Origin of the sequence: Nonomuraea sp. KM88 (assembly GCF_052245635.1) — a bacterium.
GTDB lineage: Bacteria > Actinomycetota > Actinomycetes > Streptosporangiales > Streptosporangiaceae > Nonomuraea.
Genome location: NZ_JBQQCC010000001.1, coordinates 617,834 through 637,636, shown reverse-complemented (window position 1 = coordinate 637,636; position 19,803 = coordinate 617,834). Strand labels below are relative to the sequence as shown.

The 19,803-nt window shown below is 72.0% G+C and carries 16 protein-coding genes; 8 read left to right on the top strand and 8 right to left on the bottom strand.

What is annotated here, in order from left to right; all coding sequences use genetic code 11:
* Nucleotides 1-13 precede the first annotated feature (13 nt).
* Nucleotides 14-223, top strand: a complete 210-nt coding sequence (locus ACTWPV_RS02970; protein WP_443150480.1) for a hypothetical protein — start codon at nt 14-16, stop codon at nt 221-223.
* A 217-nt stretch (nt 224-440) separates the two neighbouring features.
* Nucleotides 441-1,652, top strand: coding sequence for an ROK family protein (locus ACTWPV_RS02965; RefSeq protein ID WP_443150479.1), 1,212 nt, complete (start codon nt 441-443; stop codon nt 1,650-1,652).
* Between the two features lie 269 nt (nt 1,653-1,921).
* On the opposite strand, the gene ACTWPV_RS02960 is transcribed toward ACTWPV_RS02965, so the two are convergent.
* On the bottom strand, nt 1,922-3,106 hold the full coding sequence (locus ACTWPV_RS02960; protein ID WP_443150478.1) for an RNA-guided endonuclease InsQ/TnpB family protein: 1,185 nt from the start codon (nt 3,104-3,106) through the stop codon (nt 1,922-1,924).
* Between the two features lie 282 nt (nt 3,107-3,388).
* On the opposite strand from ACTWPV_RS02960, the gene ACTWPV_RS02955 reads away from it, so the two are divergent.
* Nucleotides 3,389-3,772 carry a hypothetical protein gene (locus ACTWPV_RS02955; RefSeq protein WP_443150477.1) on the top strand — a complete coding sequence of 128 codons (384 nt, stop codon included), beginning with the start codon at nt 3,389-3,391 and terminating at the stop codon, nt 3,770-3,772.
* A complete protein-coding gene (locus tag ACTWPV_RS02950) occupies nt 3,769-5,238 on the top strand; it encodes a sulfatase-like hydrolase/transferase (protein ID WP_443150476.1) in 1,470 nt (489 codons plus the stop codon). The genes ACTWPV_RS02955 and ACTWPV_RS02950 overlap by 4 nt, the downstream gene beginning before the upstream one ends.
* A 44-nt stretch (nt 5,239-5,282) precedes the next feature.
* Here ACTWPV_RS02950 and ACTWPV_RS02945 read toward each other — a convergent pair whose 3' ends face one another.
* On the bottom strand, nt 5,283-6,149 hold the full coding sequence (locus ACTWPV_RS02945; RefSeq protein WP_443150475.1) for a fumarylacetoacetate hydrolase family protein: 867 nt from the start codon (nt 6,147-6,149) through the stop codon (nt 5,283-5,285).
* A gap of 203 nt (nt 6,150-6,352) precedes the next feature.
* Between ACTWPV_RS02945 and ACTWPV_RS02940 the strand changes: the two genes are divergently transcribed.
* Nucleotides 6,353-6,994, top strand: a complete 642-nt coding sequence (locus ACTWPV_RS02940; protein ID WP_443150474.1) for a hypothetical protein — start codon at nt 6,353-6,355, stop codon at nt 6,992-6,994.
* On the opposite strand, the gene ACTWPV_RS02935 is transcribed toward ACTWPV_RS02940, so the two are convergent.
* Nucleotides 6,984-8,159: an Ig-like domain-containing protein gene (locus tag ACTWPV_RS02935; RefSeq protein ID WP_443150473.1), complete on the bottom strand. Its 1,176-nt coding sequence runs from the start codon at nt 8,157-8,159 to the stop codon at nt 6,984-6,986. The two genes, ACTWPV_RS02940 and ACTWPV_RS02935, sit on opposite strands and share 11 nt — an antisense overlap.
* 155 nt (nt 8,160-8,314) lie before the next feature.
* Here ACTWPV_RS02935 and ACTWPV_RS02930 point away from each other — a divergent pair, with 155 nt between their 5' ends.
* From ACTWPV_RS02930 to ACTWPV_RS02920, 3 genes are all read left to right on the top strand, one after another.
* On the top strand, nt 8,315-9,025 hold the full coding sequence (locus ACTWPV_RS02930; RefSeq protein ID WP_443150472.1) for a hypothetical protein: 711 nt from the start codon (nt 8,315-8,317) through the stop codon (nt 9,023-9,025).
* A gap of 86 nt (nt 9,026-9,111) precedes the next feature.
* On the top strand, nt 9,112-10,656 hold the full coding sequence (qcrB, locus tag ACTWPV_RS02925; protein ID WP_443150471.1) for a cytochrome bc1 complex cytochrome b subunit: 1,545 nt from the start codon (nt 9,112-9,114) through the stop codon (nt 10,654-10,656).
* 171 nt (nt 10,657-10,827) lie between these two features.
* On the top strand, nt 10,828-12,255 hold the full coding sequence (locus ACTWPV_RS02920) for an alpha/beta fold hydrolase (protein WP_347641933.1): 1,428 nt from the start codon (nt 10,828-10,830) through the stop codon (nt 12,253-12,255).
* A 212-nt stretch (nt 12,256-12,467) separates the two neighbouring features.
* Here ACTWPV_RS02920 and ACTWPV_RS02915 read toward each other — a convergent pair whose 3' ends face one another.
* Genes ACTWPV_RS02915 through ACTWPV_RS02895 form a run of 5 tightly spaced genes read right to left on the bottom strand, consistent with a single transcriptional unit; the run spans nt 12,468 to nt 19,708 of the window.
* On the bottom strand, nt 12,468-15,254 hold the full coding sequence (locus ACTWPV_RS02915) for a DUF5682 family protein (RefSeq protein ID WP_443150470.1): 2,787 nt from the start codon (nt 15,252-15,254) through the stop codon (nt 12,468-12,470).
* A complete protein-coding gene (locus ACTWPV_RS02910) occupies nt 15,251-16,366 on the bottom strand; it encodes an ATP-binding protein (RefSeq protein ID WP_132641624.1) in 1,116 nt (371 codons plus the stop codon). The genes ACTWPV_RS02915 and ACTWPV_RS02910 overlap by 4 nt, the downstream gene beginning before the upstream one ends.
* Before the next feature lie 11 nt (nt 16,367-16,377).
* The gene (locus ACTWPV_RS02905) at nt 16,378-17,679 is read right to left on the bottom strand and encodes a VWA domain-containing protein (RefSeq protein ID WP_443150469.1); all 1,302 of its coding nucleotides are present in this window, start codon (nt 17,677-17,679) and stop codon (nt 16,378-16,380) included.
* Nucleotides 17,676-19,190: a hypothetical protein gene (locus ACTWPV_RS02900; protein WP_443150468.1), complete on the bottom strand. Its 1,515-nt coding sequence runs from the start codon at nt 19,188-19,190 to the stop codon at nt 17,676-17,678. Before ACTWPV_RS02900 ends, ACTWPV_RS02905 begins: the two co-directional genes overlap by 4 nt.
* A complete protein-coding gene (locus ACTWPV_RS02895; RefSeq protein WP_443150467.1) occupies nt 19,190-19,708 on the bottom strand; it encodes a hypothetical protein in 519 nt (172 codons plus the stop codon). The genes ACTWPV_RS02900 and ACTWPV_RS02895 overlap by 1 nt, the downstream gene beginning before the upstream one ends.
* Between the last annotated feature and the right edge of the window lie 95 nt (nt 19,709-19,803).

Sequence of the window (19,803 nt, the reverse complement as noted above, 5' to 3'; positions counted from 1 at the left end):
CTCGGGAGACGCTGTGGACCGGTCGCGCACCGAGCTCGACGACGACAGGCGCGACGAGATCTACAAGCAGATGCAGATCCGGATGGAGACGGTGATCCGCCAGGTCTACTACCCGATCCAGAAGTTCGACTACTCGATCTACAGCGAGCGGGTGCGGGATCTGTACGACAGCCCGATCTATCAGGGCAAGCGGCTCGCGGACGTGTGGCTGAGCGATTCGTGACGCCGGGCCCGCGCCTGGCGGCGGCCACCGGGTGCCTCCCCCGGCGGTCGCCGCCCCTCGCGTTCCGCCGCGCCAGGCGCCGTTACGTGAACGTTATAGCCCGCCCTCGGGCCCTCTGGCGTCCGCTTCTTCGCAGGTCAGCGCAGCGAGCGTGGTGGCAGGACGGATTTTTCCGGGTTATTGACGAAAAAGACGGTGAGTAGGCAGACTCTGCCGTATGTCACAACCCGGTGGCCCCCTGTCACAGCTCCGGCGCGGGCACGAGGAGCTCGTGCTCGGACTGCTGCGCAAGCACGGCCCGCTCAGCCGCGGCGAGCTCGGCAGGCGTTGCGGGCTGTCCCGTACCACCCTGTACGACATCCTCGCCGAACTCGTGGCCGGCGGCGCGGTCGTCACCGCGAGCGAGCGGGAGACGCCGCGCGGGCGCGGCAGGCCGGCCGAGACCCTGACCCTCAACCCGGACGCCGGCCAGGCGATCGGCATCGACTTCGCGCGGCGCGGGCTGCACGTCGCGGCCATCAACCCGGCGCACGAGATCGTCGGCTCGGCCAGCGAGCCGCACGACGCCGACCTGCCGTGGGAGCAGCGGGTCGAGCTGGCCGGCCGGCTCGTCGGCTCGCTCACCGGCGGCACCCTCAGCCTGGGAGCGCTCAGCGCGATCGGCGTCGGCGTGGTCGGCCCGGTCGGGGAGCCGGCCGGGCCGCATCCGGCGCAGGTGCTGCTGCGCGAGCGGTTCGGCGTTCCGGTGCTGCTGGACAACAACACCAGGCTCGCCGCGCTGGGCGAGGCGATCTGGGGCGCCGCGGCCGGCGTACGGGACGTGCTGTACCTGCGCCTGTCCCACGGCGTCGGCGGCGGGCTGGTGGTCGGCGGGTCGCTGCACCGCGGCGCGTACGGCCTGTCCGGCGAGTTCGGCCACATCACCGTCGACCAGGACGGCGCCCGCTGCGACTGCGGCGGCACCGGCTGCCTGGAGACCGTCGCCTCGATCAGGGCCGTCCTCGACGCCTACCGCGCCGCCGGCGGGCGCGCCGGCGACGTGCCCGAGCTGGCCAAGGCGGCCGGGGCGGGCGACGCGGCGGCGCTGGCCGTGCTGGACGGCGTGGGCGCCGGCATCGGCGGTGTGCTCGCCGCCCTGTGCAACGCGATCGGTCCCAGCGTGATCGTGGTCGGCGGCGAGCTGGCGGAGACCGGGAGCGCGCTGATGGACCCGATCGAGCGGGAGTTGCGCGCCCACGTCATACCGATCTCCCGGCACCGGGTGAGCCTGCGCCGCGCCACCCTCGGCGAGGTCGCCGGCGCCCTCGGCGGCATCGCCCTGGTGCTGCACGAGTCCCCGCTGCTCTCGCGCTATCCGCCCGGCCCGGAGCTCGCGGAGGACCCCCCGACGACCCAGCCCGGCACGAGACCGGCGAAGGAGAACCCATGACCCAGCTCACCGCGCTGGGCAAGTCACCGGCGGCCCCGGCCGCACGGCGCGGCGCCGGACGCCCGCGGCGCGCCATCGCACTCAACCTGATCGCGGTCGTCATCGGCCTGCTCGTCTGGACGCTGCTGGCGTCGATCGGCGTGCAGGGCCTGCCCGGCCCTCTGCAGGTGGCGGCCAAGGCGGGCGAGCTGATCGCCGACGGCACCCTGCTGGCTGTCCCGATCGGCTTCCTCGTGACTCCTCCGCTCCCTGAAGGAAGCGGCTTCTCGCTAAGCCGCTTGCCCAGCCTGGCGAAGGGCAAGCCCTGCCCTCAAGATGTTGACCGCCGCATTCACGTCGGCGTGCGCGGCATGCCCGCACGCCGTACAGGCGAACCCGGCCTGGGTGACGCGGTTCTCCTTCGCACAGTGCCCGCAGCGGGCGCAGGTGCGGGAGGTGCCGGCGGGGTTCACCGCGATCAGCTCTCGACCGGCGCTTTCAGCCTTGTACGCGAGGATCGTCAGGAACACCCCCCAGCCAGCGTCCAAGATGCTCCGGTTCAACCCGGACTTCTGTGCGACGTTGCGGCCGGGGGCTTCGATCGTGCCGGACGCCGAGCGGGTCATGTTCGCGATCCGCAGGCCCTCGTGCACGATCACGTCATAGGTGCGGACCAGGGCGAGCGCGGCCTTGTGCGCGCCGTCCAGACGTTGCCTGCGCACCCTGGCGTGCAACGCGGCCACGCGGGCCACCGCCTCACGCCGCCGCGTGGAGCCCCGCTTCTTCCGGGCCAGAGCCCGCTGCGCGGCGGCCAGACGGCCGGCGGACGCGGCCAGGGGGCGGGGGTTGCTCAGATGCTGTCCGTCGCTGGTCGTGACGAGGGACGCCACGCCCATGTCGATCCCGGCCACCGCGCCGGTGGCGGGCAGCGGTCCGGCGGGCACGTCGTCGCACGACAGCACCACGAACCACCGGGGGCCCTCGCGCTTGACGCTGATCGTCTTCACCTGGCCGCGCACGGGCCGGTGCCGGTGGACGCGGACGTGCCCGACCCCCTGGAGGCGCACGTAGGTCGTGGTGGGGTGGCCGGGCTGGGAGTCCCACCGGCAGCCGTCGCCGTCCTTCGGCCACTCGACCGTGTCGAACCAGCCGCGCCCCTTGAAACGCGGGAACCCCGGCGTGCGCCCGGCCTTGACCCGGTCGAAGAACGCGCGAAACGCCTTGTCGAGCCGTCGCAGGGTGGCCTGCTGCGAGGAGAACGACCAACACCCCTGCCCGTCCGGGTCATCACCCCGGATGTGTTTCAACTCGGCCGACTGCTCGCCGTACCGGACGCTCACCCCCGCCCTGGCGTAGGCGGTGCGGCGGTGCTCCAAGGCGGCGTTGTAGAGCTGGCGGTGGTCCTCCAGGCACGCCGCGAGCGCTGCCGCCTGCCGGGCGGTGGGGCGCAGCAGGAATCGGAACGACCTGCGCACACCCACCTCCATCACGTTCGGTAACGACATCGCCACGATATCGGCTGGCGCCGACAAAACCAGGAAGGACATCCGTGATGCGCAGACCTGACAGGTCAGGGCACACCCGGGCCTTGACGGCCCTCCCGCTCCCGATTTACCCGCCGCCTCAAGACGACAATCCCCTCGGGAGACCCTGATGGACCTGCCACGGTCGTCTCGGCGTTCTCGGCCGGGCAGATCGACGGCGCCGGGATCTGGTACCCGCTGATCGACACGATCAAGCAGAAGGTTCCGGACACGGTGGAACTGGCCAGCACCAAGGAGTTCCCGGACAGTTCGTTCCCGACCGCGTTCGTCGGCGGCACCGGCGTGGACCAGGAGGTCACCCGCAAGGTGATCAAGGTGCTGCAGGCGGCCAACGACTGGCGGGCGGCACACCCCGAGGAAGCGATCACCGAGGCGGCCGCGCTGCTCAGGCTCGACGAGGCCAAGGTCAAGGCCGACGCGGCGAACGTGCAGGTCATGAGCACCTCCGACCTGGTCGCCAAGACCAAGGACGGCACAGTCGCCACGTGGCTGAACAGCCTGAGCGACTTCTTCGTCAGCACCGGCCAGCTCAAGTCCCGCCCGGATCCGGCGACCTACTACACCGGCGACCTCTACACGGAGGCCTACACCAAGTGAACCTGCTGTTCCTGATGACCGACCAGCACCGCGTCGACACCCTGGGCTGCTACGGCAACCCGCACGTGGCCACGCCCAACCTGGACCGGCTGGCCGCGACCGGCACCCGGTTCGACCGGTTCTACACGCCGACGGCCATCTGCACGCCGGCGCGGGCCAGCCTGCTCACCGGGCAGGCGCCGTTCCGGCACCGCCTGCTGGCGAACTACGAGCGCAACGTCGGCTACCTGGAGGACCTGCGGGAGGACGCGTTCACCTTCCCGGAGGCGCTGAGGGAGCGCGGCTACCAGCTCGGGCTGATCGGCAAGTGGCACGGCGGCACCAGCCGCAACGCCGCCTCCTACGGCTTCGACGGGCCCGACCTGCCGGGCTGGCACAACCCGGTCGACCACCCCGACTATCTGGCGTACCTGGAGGAGCGGGGGTTGCCGCCGTACCGGATCTCGGACCTGATCCGGGGCACCACGCCCAACGGCAACCAGGGCAACCTGCTGGCGGCGCGGCTGCACCAGCCGGTTGAGGCGACGTTCGAGCACTACCTGGCGACCAGGGCGATCGAGCACATGGAGCGCTACGCCGCGGACGGGCGGCCGTTCTTCCTGGCCACGCACTTCTTCGGGCCGCACCTGCCGTACCTGCTGCCGGACGAGTACTTCGACATGTACGACCCGAGCCTGGTGGAGCTGCCGCCGTCGATCGCGGAGACGTTCGAGGGCAAGCCGCCGGTGCAGCGCAACTACAGCGCGCACTGGACGTTCGACACGATCCCCATCGAGGTCACCCGCAAGCTGATCGCGGTCTACTGGGGTTATGTCACGCTGATCGACCGGCAGATCGGCCGGATCCTCGACCGGATGGACGAGCTTGGGCTCACCGGCCGGACGGCGGTGTTCTTCACCGCCGACCACGGCGAGTTCACCGGGGCGCACCGGCTGCACGACAAGGGCCCCGCGATGTACGAGGACATCTACCGGATCCCCGGCATCGTCCGCATCCCCGGCCAGCAGCCGCAGGTCAGGGACGAGTTCGTCACGCTCACCGACTGCACGGCGACGATCCTGGAGCTGGCCGGCTGCGACACGAAGCCGGCCGTGGACAGCCGCAGCCTGGCGCCGATCGTCCGCGGCGAGCGCCCGGCATGGCCGGGCGAGCTGCTCGCCGAGTTCCACGGCCACCACTTCCCCTACCCGCAGCGGATGATCCGCGACGACCGCTACAAGCTGGTCGTCAACCCGGAGTCGGTCAACGAGCTGTACGACCTGCACGCCGACCCGCACGAGCTGAGCAACCGGTACACCCATCAGGAGCTGGCCCCGGTCCGCCGCCGCATGATGCGCCGCCTGTACGACCTGCTGCGCGAGCGCGGCGACAACTTCTACCACTGGATGACCCCGATGTACGACATCGGCGCCCTCGACTACGACCCCACGCTGAGCTCCTTCGAGAAGGAGGGCAGCGCGGGCTGAGAGCCACGCCGCCCCGTGACCGGGCGGGGCGGCGTGCGAGGAGGTCAGCGCATGGCGTCCAGGCCCCTGACCACGCCGGTCGTCAGCGTGCCGACCTCGGAGACGGCGATGCTCACCGTGTCGCCCTCCTGCAGCGTGAACGGCAGGTCGGGGACCAGGCAGGTGCCGGTCGCCAGCACCGCGCCGTCGGGGAAGACGTCGGCGCGGAACAGGTAGGAGGCCAGGTCGTCGAGGCGCCGGTTGAGCTGCGAGGTGTTCGCCTTGCCGTCCCACACCGTCTCGCCGCCCCTGGTGATGGAGAGCGTGATGTCCAGCGCGTACGGGTCGGCGACCTCCCACGCGGGCCTGATCGCCGGGCCCACCGCGCACGCGCCCAGGTAGATCTTCGCCTGCGGCAGGTAGAGCGGGTTGACGCCCTCGATGGTGCGCGAGCTCACGTCGTCGACCACCGTGTAGCCGACGATCTCCCCTGAGGCGTTGAGCACCAGCCCGAGCTCCGGCTCCGGCACGTCGATCTCCGAGTCGGCGCGCGCCGAGATGCGCCCGCCGTGCCCGGAGACCTTCCACGCCGCCGACTTGAAGAAAAGCTCGGGTCTTTCGGCGTCGTAGACCAGCTCGTACACGTCGGCGGCGCGCTCGCTCTCGACGACCCTGGCCTCGCGCGAGCGCCGGTAGGTCACGCCCGCGGCCCACACCTCCATCCGGCCGTCCACCGGAGGCAGGATCCGCACGTCCGCGGAGGCGTGGCGGGGGCCGTCGGCGCCCTCGCACCGCGCTCGGAACTCGGCGGACGGGAGCCCGAGGAGCTCGCCGACGGTGGTGACCCCGGACAGCTCCACCACCTGTTCACCGTCGTCGACGCCGACCGCGTCCGCGCCGGTCAGAGGGTTGGCGAACCGTACGATCTGCATGCCTGCTCCTAGCTCGATCAGACGAGGGGCGAAAATGTCATCCGATGAATTGTCCCCTATTCAGTCAAGTGAGGGGGTTTGTCCGCCCGGTTTCTGGGCCCGACGACATCGCCGGGCGAACACCATAGAGAAGGGCCGCACTAACCGTAGTTGACCAGGTACGCTACGTGACGCCGGACCGTACGGATCGATGGCGGTGACCAGTGACACAGGACGGCGCGCTCGGCGCACGGGAGGAGCCCGGGGCGCGGGGCCGGTCGCTCAGGAGGGCCGCCGGCTTGCTCTTCCCGGCCGCGACGGGCGTGACCGGCAACCTGGCCACCGGAAACCTGGGCGATCCGTGGTCGTGGGGCGCGCTCGCGGCGGTGCTGGCCGTGCACGCCGGTCTGCTGCTCGCCGGGCCGTCGCGGTGGTTCGGCGGGCCGGTGCGGGCGGCGGCCGTGTCACTGGTCGCCGTCGTCGTGACCGGCTTCCTGGTCCTCGCACCCGTGTCCCCGGGCGAGGCGCCCGCGTGCGCGAAGGCCGATCCCCGCACGTCCATCAAGCCGCCGGTCGAGGACCCCGACCTCGGGGTGACCTGGGAGAGAGGCTTCGCCTGCGCGAACGCCGGAGGAACGGTGCACGCCGGGCCGGGCGCGGCGACCGCGAAGGTCGGGCGGCTCGACCGGGAGGGCCCCGACGTCTTCCTGTGCGTGGTCGAGACGGGCGACGGACATTGGTACCGCACCGTGGCCGACGAGCCGTGGGCGCACGGCGGGTGGGGATACATCTCCGAGGCCCACGTCAAGGCCGAACACCCCGTCCCCGGCATGGTGCCCTGCCCGGAGGCGGGCGTCAGCCGTTGACCGGGGTGCCGAGCGCGCTGCCGGCCAGCCAGTCCTCCCACGACTTCGCCCACGGCGTCGGCCCGTTGCCGAACCGCAGTTTCCTCGACGTGCCGGTGACCTCGATGATGTCGCCCCGCTGGGTGAACTCGTAGAACCAGCGGGCGTTCTCCGGGCTGGCGTTCACGCAGCCGTGGCTGACGTTGCGGCTGCCCTGCGCGCCGGTCGACCAGGGAGCGGCGTGGAAGAACGTGCCGCTGTAGGTCATCCGGACGTTCCACTTCGTACGGATCCGGTACTCCCCCGGCTTGCCGACGGTCGCCGAGTCCATGACGATCTCCGGCGCCTTCTCCTGGGCGATCATGACGCCCGAGTAGCTGTCGTCGCCCGGCTTGCCCAGGCTGACCGGCATGGTGCTGACGACGTCGCCGTTCTTCCGCACCACCGCCTTGTGAGCTCCGGCGCTGACCTTGGTGATGTGCTCGGCCCCGACGGTGAAGGTCAGCCTGCGGTCCTTGGCGCCCCACAGGCCGTCACCGGCCCGTACGCCCGCAAGATGCGCCACGACCGTCACCTGCTCCCCCACCGGCCAGTACGCGCGCGGCCTGAACTGCACCTCGCGGTCGCTCACCCAGCTCCACGCCCCCTCGACCGGCTGGGACATCCGCACCTCCAGCGACCGCTCGACCGCGGCCCGGTGCTCCTTGCCCGTCACCGGCCGGGACAGCAGCAGCTGCACGGGCATCCCGACCCCGACCGTCTCGCCGTCCAGGGGCGAGATGCCGCTCTTCAGCACGCGCTCCGGTTCGAGCGTGGTGAACGTCGCCCGGCCGGTGACCGGCCTGCCGTCGGTGCCCGTCGCCCGGGCGCTGACCGTGTACGTGGTCGAGGGCCGCAACGACCACCGGGGCCGCCACGTGCCGTCGGCGCCCACGGAGCCCCGCACCTCGCGTCCCCTGGCGTCGGCGACGCTCACCGCGCCGACCTTGCCTCCGGTGGCCTTGACGCTGACGCCGGTGTCCGGGGGGACCTTCCCGGCGCCGTCCGCGGGCGTGATCGACAGCTTGGCCGCCGGTTCCCGCTCCCCGTCCGGTGCCTGATCGCCGCCTGCCGTGCATCCGGCGCTCAGGAGCACCGCCGCCGTGAGGGTGCCGGCGAGCGCCCCGCCGGTCCGGCCGTTCCGCATCGCTCATGCCTCCCGTGCCTGGCAGATAGGGGTCGTGGTGCCAGATGGCCTACCTGCCCGGAACGGGCGGGACCCATGCGGCCCGGAGCCGTCGTGGCGCTCCGGCCGGGTGATGAGCTTGCCACCGCGTCCGGCCGCCGAGGATCATTCATCGGGTGGACTACTACCTGATCGCCGCCACGGCGGGCGGCCCGTCACCGGCGGCGATCCTCGTCGAGGAGTTCGTCCTCTGCGACGACTACACCGCCGCCGGCATCGACACCGCCGCGTGGCGGCCGGCGGCTGCGCGCCCCGCACCGGACGGGCACGCAGGCGGGCACACGTGCTCGGCAGCGGTGCCGGCGGCCGGGGCCTGGACGGGCGGTGCACCGCTCAGCCGGGACCTGCGCTCCGACGCCGGGTTGCGGGCGAGGATGACGGCGGTGGACCGGCGGGCGGCGGCGCAGGCGTACGCGCGGCTCGGCGGCGGTGAGCTGCCTGCCGAGCCGCAACTGCGGGCACGGTCCGAGCGCCAGCCCCTTCCCGGGGACAGGCCGCTCGACCTGGGCACCTCGCCCGGCGCGCGCCGCTACCGCATCCTGTTCGCCGGGGAGTTGGGCACCGGCGCGCTGGCGAGCGCGCGCACGGCGCTACGGCTGGAGCCGACCGGCGACCCGCGCGTGGCCGGCGCCGCCGCGGCCGACGCCGACGGCCACGGCTTCTCCTGGGAGCTGCGCCGGATCGGGTCGGGCATCGCCTGGTGCGTGGACGTGACCGCGCGGCTGGGCGCGGCCCCCGCCACGGCGCTCGGCGCGCTGCTGCACCACCACCGGCAGGCGATCCGCGCGCTGGGGCTGATCCCCGTCACGATCGAACGCTTCGCCTGAGACCGATCGCCCGCCGGGTGTCACATTCTCCGCGTCTTCTCCGTCTAGATGGGTGACGAGCCCATCGAGACATAGGCGGATTGACGATGAAGGGCAGCTCACTGGCCGGAGCACTCGACGACCGGATCGGCGGGGCCGGCTGGCTGAAGAAGGCGATGCGCAAGGTCTTCCCCGACCACTGGACGTTCCTGCTCGGGGAGATCGCCCTCTACGCGTTCGTGGTCGTGCTGCTCACAGGCGTCTTCCTCACGTTCTTCTACAAGCCGAGCATGCAGGAGGTGGTCTACGACGGTTCGTACGTGCCGCTGCAGGGCGTCGCGATGAGCGAGGCGTACGCCTCCACCCTGGAGATCAGCTTCGACGTGCGCGGCGGGCTGCTGATGCGGCAGATGCACCACTGGGGCACGCTCGTCTTTCTGGCCGCCATCGTCGCCCACATGCTGCGCAACTTCTTCACCGGCGCCTTCCGCAAGCCCCGCGACCTGAACTGGCTGATCGGCGTGGCCCTGTTCGGCCTGGTGATGCTGAACGGGCTGTTCGGCTACTCGTTGCCCGACGACCTGCTGTCGGGCGCCGGTCTGCGCATCCTGCACGGGGTCACGATCTCCGTGCCGCTGGTGGGCACGTATCTCGCCATGTTCCTGTTCGGCGGGGAGTTCCCCGGCGGAGACATCATCTCCCGGCTGTACAGCCTCCACGTGCTGCTGTTCCCCGCGCTGCTGCTCCTGCTCATCCCGCTGCACGCGATCGTGCTGACCTGGCGGCAGACGCACACGCAGTTCAGGGCGCAGGGGCTGAACAACCGGGTGGTGCGCGGCGCCCCCTTCTTCCCCACGTTCCTGGCCAAGACGACGGTGTTCTTCCTGTGGGTGCTGGCGGTCATCACGCTGCTGGCGACGCTGTTCCAGATCAACCCCATCTGGCTGTACGGGCCGTACCTGCCGAGCACGATCAGCGCGGGCTCGCAGCCCGACTGGTACATGGGCTTCCTGGAGGGCGCGCTGCGCATCATGCCGCCGTGGGAGTTCACCGTCTTCGGGTCCACGGTGACCATGAGCGTGATCATCCCGGCCCTGGTGGCGCCGGGACTGCTGTTCACGGCGCTGGCGCTCTACCCGTTCCTGGAACGCTGGATCACCCGTGACCACGCCGTGCACCACCTTCTCGACCGGCCGAGGGACGTGCCCGTACGCGCCGGCCTCGGCGTCGCCGGGATCGCCTACTACGGCGTGCTCTGGCTGGCCGGCGGCAACGACGTGATCGCCTCGACGTTCCACATCTCGCTGTACGCCACCACGTGGATCTTCCGCGTCGCCATCTTCGCCGCGCCTGTGCTGGGCTACGTGATCACCCGGCGGATCGCCCTCGGGCTGCTGGCGCGCGACCGGCACACCGTCGCCCACGGCGTGGAGACCGGGGTCATCGTCCGCGGCCACGACGGCGCGTACAGCGAGATCGAGCGGCCGGTCACCGAGGAGGAGACCGCGGTGCTCGTACCCGCCGCGCGGCCCGCCCTGCCCGGTGGAAACGGCTCGGGCAACGGCTCCGGTAAGAGCCGGGACCACGGTGAGGTGCCGCCACCCGCCGGCCGCAGGTTCCGCGACGCCCTCCAGCGCTCCTGGAACCGCTGAGCGGCCCATCACCTGCGCCCGGCGGCCGCGCGCGTCTTCGGTTAGCCGCTCCATCCGCCGCGTTCGGGCCTGCGCGGGAGATCGGCCCGTGGGACGGTAGTCCTGGCACTACCTCCAGGACGGGCCGCCGCACGATCGAGATCCGGCGGCGCGGCGGCCAGCCTGGGAGGCATGCATCTGACAACGACCAGCCTCCTCCTGCTCGGCTCGCTCGCCGTCGTTCCCTCCTCCCAGGCTCTCGGCTGGGGGACGTGCCAGGGCGACGACCGCCCCAAGGAACTGGAGTGCGCCTCCATCCAGGTGCCGCTCGACTGGCGGAAACCGGAGGGCCGCGCGCTGACCCTGCGGATCGCCCGCCTGCCCGCGACCGGGACCAGCAAGGGGACGGTGTTCAGCATCCCCGGCGGGCCGGGCGGGTCGGGCATCGACGACCTCTCCTACCGGGGCGGGAACTTCTCCGGCCTGCGCAAGCGGTTCGACGTGGTCAGCTTCGAGCCGCGCAACGCCACCACGTACGGCAGGCTGCCGGTCAGGTGCTTCGGCACCGGGCCGTGGCTCACCCGGCCGGACACACCCAGCGCGTACGCGAAGCTCGGAGCGAAAGTGCGGCGCGGCGCGCAGGAGTGCAGGAAGCTCGACCCCGCCTTCTTCGACCATCTCGACTCGGCTTCCGTGGCGCGGGACATCGACGCCGTCCGCTCCGCGCTCGGGGACGAGCAGCTGAGCTTCGTCGCCACGTCGTACGGAGGGGTGCCCGCCGTCGCCTACGCCCGGTTGTTCCCGCAACGAGTCCGGGCCATGTACCTGGACGGGGCCGTCAACCAGCTGCGGGACGCGGCGACGGACGCCCGCGTGCGGTACCGCACGTACGAGGCGCAGTTCGAACGCTTCCTGACCTGGTGCCGGACGGTGGACGTGTGCGGCGAGAACATGGGCGAGCGCTGGCGGAAGCTGGTCGCGAGCGCGGACCGCGCGCCGATCCCCGTCAAGGGCCGGCCGGACGGCGAGGCGGTCGCGTACAGCGGGTTCGACCTGCAGGTCGCCGCGATGCCGAACCTGGTCGGGCCGGGCCCCGCGCCCGGCTATCCGCGCTGGCGGCAGCTCGCCGCGGCCATGCGACAGGCCGAGCGCGGGGACGCCGCCGGGTTCGCGAGCTATGTCGACGCCGGCGTCGGAAGCCTGAAGCCGCCGTCGTTCGTTGGCATGAACGCCACCCAGTGCGCCGACGGGCTGCGCTTCAGCGGCTATCGCGAATACCGGGCCGTGCGGGCGATGGGCGAGCGGGTCTCCCCCAACCTCGCCGGCATGGGGCTGTGGCACCGCCTCGGGTGCACGGGCTGGCCCGTGCCGGTGACCAACCCCGCCAAGCCGCTGCCGTCCGGGCTGCCGCCGTTCCTCGGCGCGGGCACGTGGACCGACCACGACGACACGGCCGACATCGTCCGCAGGGTGCCGGGGTCGGCGACGGTCCGCTTCGACGGGCACGGCCACGGGCTCTATCTCACGGGCAACGCCTGCGTCATCGCCCACGCCGACGCCTACCTCACCGATCTGCGCCTTCCCGCGCCCGGCAGCACCTGCCACCCACCTGCGTCATGACCCCGGCCGGGCTCCTGGGCCAGGCAACGAAGCGAGCCCGCGACGGCGAGCCACCCCTCAGACGGCGGACACGACACCCCCGCCAGGGCCCGGCCACCTCCTGCGAGGCGGCCGGGCCCTGGTCTCGGCGGAGGCACCGCGACCCCGCGCCACGACCTGCGCCGCAGCCGCCACGGACGGTGCTCGCGTTCCCGCACGGGAGAAGCGAGGCGTCAGGCGAGCAGCCCCGCGACGGCCAGGGCGGGTTCGGGGTGAGCCGCCAGGAGGGCGGTCACCTCGGGTGCCGCGCGCCCGCCACCCGAGCCGGGGTCGCGCCACTCACCCTCGCACCCGAGCAGCGCCGCCACCCCGTCGCAGGCCGCCGGATGCCCCATGAGCAGCTCCGCCACCGGCCCGGACGCCACGGGCGCGCCGGCGTCGGCGGGCTGGGGACGGGCCGACCACGGCGGCACCCAGGAGTCCACCGCAGGCAACGAGGCGGGGAACGTACGGCCGGCCTCCCGGACGAGCACCGGCACCAGCTCGGCCGCCCCGGCGCGCAGCGTGGTGATCAGCTTGGGCAGCCACGGCAGCAGCACGCTGTCGGGCAGCCGCCCGAACGCCTTGGAGATCACCTCGACCACGAACCCGGACAGCGCGGGAGCGGGCTCCATCGCCTGCACGAACCCCATGATGTACTGCGGGACCGACGGGATGACCAGCGGGTTGGCGAGCAGCTCGTCGCAACGAGCCCGCAGGTCGGCCATCGTGAGCAGCCCGAGCTGCGTGTGCGCCGCCCACAACAGCGCCACCTTGGCCGGAGCCTCCGGATGCGACTGCTGCACGGCCAGCTCCAGCTGCGCCCGGTCGCAGCCGAGCGCCAGCGCGAGGCTCTCCATCGTGAACAGGAAACCCAGCATGGCGCCCACCTGCCGCACGCCGGTGTCGTCGTCCACGAAGGCCGTCGGCAGCAGCGTGCAGTAGTGGGCGTAGCCGGCGGTCACGAACGCCTCGCACCAGGCCGGCAGCTCGGGCTCGTTGGCGCGGTAGTACGCGAGCAACCGCCGGATCCTGCGCAGCACCTCCGGCGCGTCGTCGACGCCGCGCTCGGCCGCGAGCAGCTCGACGGCGCGCGCCCCCAGCTCGTCGGCGAAGCGCCGGCTGCCGAGGAAGAGCACCGCGTCCTCGACCGCCGCCAGCGCGACGGCCGCGGTGGCCTTGGGGTCCCACACGGAGCGCCGCAGCCGCTGCTCCAGCACCTGCTCGATGGTGACGCCCTCGTAGCCGAGCTCGATGATGGAGCGCTGGTGCTTGCCGAACGCGAGGTCCCAGCTCTCCTGGATCGACCGCTCCCCCAACCCGCGCTCGCCCATGATGGGACGTACGGCGTCGTCAGGGAGGAGGTAGCGCAACATCCAGAGCAGGTCGGAGCAGGGCACCAGCTCGGGGTGGGCGTTGAGGTCGATCAGCGCTCGCTGGATCGTGCGCTTGTCCAGGTCGAGGCCGAGCGGCGCGAGCCGGTCATAGACGTTCCTGGCCAGCGGCGGCAGGGCGTCGTAGCCCACCTCCCCGACGCGGTCGCCGCCGAGCAGGATCTCGCACAGGCGGCGCACGTCGCGGCGGCCCGGCACGACGTCCTTCTCGATGCAGGTGACGGCCGCGTCCTGGAAGTCGTAGGGGGTGGGCCTGGCCCTGTTGCGCAGCCCGGCCAGCAGGATCGACGTCTCGAAAACGGCGATGGCGTCGGCCGTGCTGGCCAGGTAGCCGTTGCGCCGGGCCAGCCGGACGATGTCGACGCACCAGCCGAGCAGCTCGGCCTCGTCGAGCGCGTCGAGGGCGGGCGGCCGGGACAGGAACCCCGTCAGCCGGTCGGCGGGCGCGGCGCCGGCCTTCGGCGGCGGCAGCGTGACCCGAGCTCCGCGAGCTCCGCGGGCTCCGGCGCGTTTGCGCGTGCCCTTCTGGCCGGCCAGCTGGAACGGGGTCAGCTTGGTGCGGGTGACCGCCTTCGCCCAGGTCGCCGCCGCGATCGACACCGACCCCGGTGCCAGCCCGAACTGCGCCTCGATGGCGGAGTGGCTGGAGGGGATGAGCCCGTACAACCATGTCGTGCCGGTGCGGGGGCTGATCTCGAACGTGGCCGTGGAGTCGAGGCCGAACTCCTCGACGCGGCTGGCGGCGTGGAAGGCGCCGCAGACGTAGAGGCAGTCGCCGGGGTCGGCGCCGCTGGCGGCCAGGTGCTCGCGCATGCGGGTCCACATGTAGCGCTCGCGGTCCTCGTCGACGGCCAGCCGGTCGCCGTCGGGGGTGAGCCGGCGGAACAGGCTGCCGATCAGCACCATGACCTGGCGGTAGGTGTCGTAGTCGGCCTCCGAGAGCGGCTGTTCGACATACTGATCCCACCACTCCGACCAGTGGCGCACCTTGCCGTGGTGCAGCAGGTGCTCCTCCAGCTCGGCGAAGCGCGGGCGCAGGTCGCCGATCTCGACGCCCACCGCGTCGCCGTGCAGGCCGGCCTCCTCCTTGCGCTCCTTGGCCTCCTCCTTCGGGGCCCACTGGAAGACGTGGTCGGTCGAGCGGTCGACCAGCACCAGCTCGACGCCGGGCGTTTCGAGGGCGTAGGCGATGGCCTGGTATTCGGCCGACGCCTCGGTGATCGGCGCCACCACGCTGAGCGGCGCCCACGACTTCGGGAAGCCGTCGAGGTCGGTCGCGAACGCCTGCACCGCCACCGGCAGCCGGCAGTTGCGCAGCTCGGTCAGCAGCGGCTGCAGGTCTTCGCACAGCTCCAGGTAGATGACCTTCGGCTGCTTCTCGCGCAGCCGCCGCACCATCGCCAGCGCGGACGCCGGCGAGTGGTGGCAGACCGGGAAGATCTCCAGCTTCTCGCGCAGCGCCCTGTCCACGTCGTCGACCAGCCCCGCCAGGATGCCGGACACGGCCAGAGGGCTGTCGGCGAACGCCGCGGCGGCGTCGAGCAGCTGCTCGCGGAGCGAGCCGAACGTGCTCGTCTGGTCGATCATGAGAGCGTGGCGATGGCCTCGCGGCCGCCCTCGAGGAACTCCGGCCACTGCCCGCCGTCCTTCTTGCTGCGGGGCTCGACGACGCCGTGCCAGTACTTGTTCAGGATCGCCAGGTCTTCGGGGCTGCGCCGGGCCAGCGAACCGACGAGCGAGCCGGCGAGCGTCTGCGCGCGCAGCGTGCGGTCGCCGAAGAAGTGGCTGTGCAGGATGGCGTCCTCCAGCACGCCGATCTGCTCGGCCGTCGACAGCGCCGACTCCAGCTTCTCGTCGTCGCTGGTGGCCGAGGCCGCGGCGGAGCGCAGGTCGGCGAAGCTCTGCAGCAGGATGTCGAGCAGCGTGGGCGGCAGGTCCAGCTCGATCCGGTGGCGGCGCAGCAGCTCTTCCGTACGGAAGCGGACGATCTCCGCCTCGCTCTTCTTGTTGGTCACGACGGGGATGCGCACGAAGTTGAAGCGGCGCTTGAGCGCGGACGACAGGTCGTTGACGCCCCGGTCGCGGCTGTTGGCGGTGGCGATGATGGAGAACCCTGGCTGGGCGAAGACGATGTTGTCGTCGTCGAGCTCGGGGATGGAGACGTATTTCTCCGACAGGATCGAGATGAGCGCGTCCTGCACGTCGCTGGTGGAGCGGGTCAGCTCCTCGAAGCGGCCGATCACGCCCTGCTCCATCGCCGTCATGATCGGCGAAGGGATCATCGAGTCGCGGGACTGGCCCTTGGCGATGACCATGGACACGTTCCACGAGTATTTGATGTGGTCTTCCGTGGTGCCGGCGGTGCCCTGGACCACGAGCGTGGAGTTGCGGCAGATGGCCGCCGACAGCAGCTCGGCCAGCCAGCTCTTGCCCGTGCCCGGATCGCCGATCAGCAGCAGGCCCCGGTCGGAGGCCAGGGTCACGATGCTGCGCTCGACGAAGCTGCGGTCGCCGAACCACTTCTGCGCGATCTCCCGGTCGAGCCCGTCGGAGCGCTCGGAGCCGAGGATGAACAGCCGGATCATGCGCGGGCTGAGCCGCCACGAGAACGGCTTGGGGCCGTCGTCGACCGACTCCAGCCAGTCGAGCTCCTCGGCGTATTTCACCTCTGCGGGGGCGCGCAGCATATCGTCACTCATGCGGGGGTCTCCTAGGTGAGGAAGTTCTTGAGCTCGGACACGAGCTTGCGGATATGGCCCGAAAGCACCGGGGTGCCCAGGTCCTTGAGTTTCTGGCGGTACCACGGGTCGACGCTCTGGGAGCCGGAGCTGTTGACCGAGCCGACGGGGATGAACTTCACCCCTGAGCGGTGCACCGCCTCGAAGTCGGTGATCAGCGAACGGTTGTCGTAGAAGTCGGAGATCCACACCATCACGGTGTTGCGCGGATCGGAGATCTTCGGCCTGGCGACGGCCATCGCGGCCGTGCCGTCGGTGCCGCCGCCGAGCGTGGTGCGCAGCAGCACCTCGAACGGGTCGTGCACCCACGGGGTCAGGTCGAGCGCCCGGGTGTCGTAGGCCACGAGGTGCACGTCGACCTTGGGCAGGCCGGCGAAGATCGACGCCAGGATGGTGCAGTTGACCATCGCGTCCACCATCGACCCCGACTGGTCGACGACCACGATCATGCGGGCGGGGGTGGTGCGGCGCGCGGTCTGCTTGTAGTAGAGCCGGTCGACGTAGAGGCGTTCGTCCTCCGGGCTCCAGTTGGTGAGGTTTTTCCAGATGGTGCGCTCGACGTCGAGGTTGCGGAAGACCCGCTTCGGCGGCACCGACCGGTCGATCTCGCCGACGCTGGCCTTCTCGACCTGGGTGCGCAGCACCTCGGCGACCTCGTCGACGAACCTGCGGATCAGCGCCTTGGCGTTGGCCAGCGCCACCCCTGACAGGTTGTGCTTGTCGTGCAGCAACTGCTCGATGAGCGACATGCTGGGCGTGAGCTGCCTGGACAGGACCGGGTCGGCCAGGACCTCGCGCAGGTGCATGCGCTTGACCAGGTCGCCCTCGATGCCGGCGAGCACCGCGGCCAGCTCTTCGTCGCCCACGCGGTGGCGCAGCCCGCCGGGCTCGCAGCCCATGCCCTTCTCGAACCAGCCCGCGTCGCTCTTCCAGCTCTCCAGCCGGCTCGCGGTGACGTTGCCCGTGCCGGTGGCGAAGACGTTGAGCAGCAGCTTGGAGACCAGGGCCGCGCGGCGGACCTCGGCGCCCTGCTCGTGCTCCTGCTCCGCCATCAGGTCCTGCAGCTCGTCGCCCAGGCTGGGGAAGCGCTGCACCAGGGTGTCGACCGACACCCCGGGGTCGAGCAGCGCGGGCGGCAGGCCGAGGTCCTCGACGATGGCCATGCTGGCCGTCTCGAGCGCCGGCTGCTCGTCGGGGCCGAACAGCCGGGACAGCAGGCGCCAGTAGAGCACCTGGCGCCGGGTCATGTCGGCGTCGTCCAGGATGTCGGTCATTTCCGCAGCAGCCGTCCCGCTCGTTCGCGCAGCACGGCGACCACGTCGCCGGCCCTGGCCTCGGCCTTGACCACCTTGGGGTCGGTGGGGCCCATGGCCCAGTCGCCGTTGTGCGCGGCGACCGGCTTCTTCTTCACCATGGCCTGGACGGCCAGCGGTTGCAGCAGCCAGCGGCCGTCCCAGCGCATCAGCCCGATGCACGCCGAGGAGGCGGCCACCAGCTCGGGGGTGAGCGGGCCACCGCGCGGCAGGCGGTCGAGGTCGAGCGGCAGCGCGCGGCCTCCCCCCGCCGGCATCAGGCCGAAGGAACCGCTGTCGACGGAGTAGCCCTCCAGGAAGACCGGCTCGGCGATGCGCACGGGGTGGCGGTCGAGCGGCGGGACCGCCGGAGCGCTCGCCCCGGACAGCGCCACCCGCGCCGTCGTGAACGGGTCGGCGGGCTCGCCCGCGGCGGCCCGGTCGTCGTGCCACACGAGGTCGCCGCCCGGCGACAGCGGCATGTCCGTGATCTCCAGGCTGTGGTGACCGGCCAGCGCGCCCAGCAGCACCGGATGGCCGCCCATCAGCCGCCACACGGCCGGGCCGACGATCGTGTCGACCTTGGCGGCCGCCACGCTGGTGCGCACCAGCGTGGAAGGGCCGCCTCCCGCGGGCTCCAGGACGCCGTGCACCTGCGCCCGCACCACGGTCGCGTGCTCGTGCACGTCGGCGCCGAGGATCAGCAGCCGCCCCGACACCGGCTCGGCGCCGCCCTGCCACGGACCCCGCTGCGCCAGCAGCAGGCCGCGCGCCCACAGGTCGGCCCACCTGCGCGCGGGCAGGCGGTCCATCGTCGCGACCGGGCTCGACGCCCGCAGCTCCGCCGCCAGGCCGTCGAGCAGCACCGCGAGCCCGCGCAGCTCCGGCACGGCGAGCAGCGCCTCGATCGTCTGGTCGGCCGAGCCGGCGAGGTCGTGGTCGACGCCACGCCACCCGACGATGGCCAGCTCGCGCAACCAGACCCGGCAACCGTCGAGCAGATTGCCGGCTGCCGGTCCCCCACCGGCCGAACCGCCCGACGCCGCCTGACGGTCAGACGGATCGCCCGACGCGCCCTCACCATCGGGCAGACCGCCCGGCGCCGCCTGACCACCAGGCAGATCGCCCGGGGCGCCCTGGCCGTCCCGGGCCGGCTTCCAGGGGGTGCGGGATCTGCCCGAAGCCGTGTCGAGACGGCCGAGCAGGGCGTCGTGGACCGCTCCGGACAGTGCGGCGCGCCCGCCGGCCAGCGCCGCCAGGTGCTCGTCGCCGACCGATCCCGCAGCCACCTTGCCCGCCGCCTCGCGCACCCGCTCGCCGATCGGGCTGGCCGCCAGCGCGCCCGCCAGGGCGGCCAGCGCACCGGCCGCCTCCTCCCCGACCCTGGCGAACCCGAGTGCGAGCGCGTCGTCGAACCCCGCCACCAGGCCGAGCGCCTCGCCCGCCCCCTCGGGAGCGCCGGCGAGCACCTCTTCCAGCTGTACGTCCAGCATCAGCGCGCCGCTCCCGTCTCCGCCGCCGTCGAGGGGAACCAGTGCAGCTCGACCAGCGGGTCGGTGCTGTCGGGCACCTCGAGGTAGGCCAGATGGCGCAGGAACCTGCTGAACACCACGGCCGCCGGGGTGCGCTCGGGCTGCCCGTGGAGGCAGCTCATCAGCGCATCACCCTCCGGCACCTCGACCCGCAGGTAGCGGGCCACCCGGTCGATGCCGTACTGCACGACCGCCTCGTCGGCCAGCATGCGGATGTGCTTGCAGGCGTAGCCGTGCAGCGCGCCGCACGGCCGGTTGTTGTTGGTGCTGCAGCTCAGCGCGTGGGTGCCGGCGGTGATCGAGGAGACGTAGACCCGCTCGATGTCGGATCCGCTCGACACGACCCCCTGCAGCCGCCCGTCGGCCAGCTCGACGAAGGGCACCTTCGCCAGTTTGCGCGGCGCGACAGGCGGCACCACACGCACCACGCTGCGCCGCTCCCACGCGGTTTCGTCCGCGTTCACGTCGTCCGGGTCCACGACCTCAGAACCTCCCGCCCCAGCCGGTGCGCGGGCGCGGGCGGGAGTGCCCACGCCGCCGCGAACGGCTGATCATGGTCCGGGAACTTACCCCA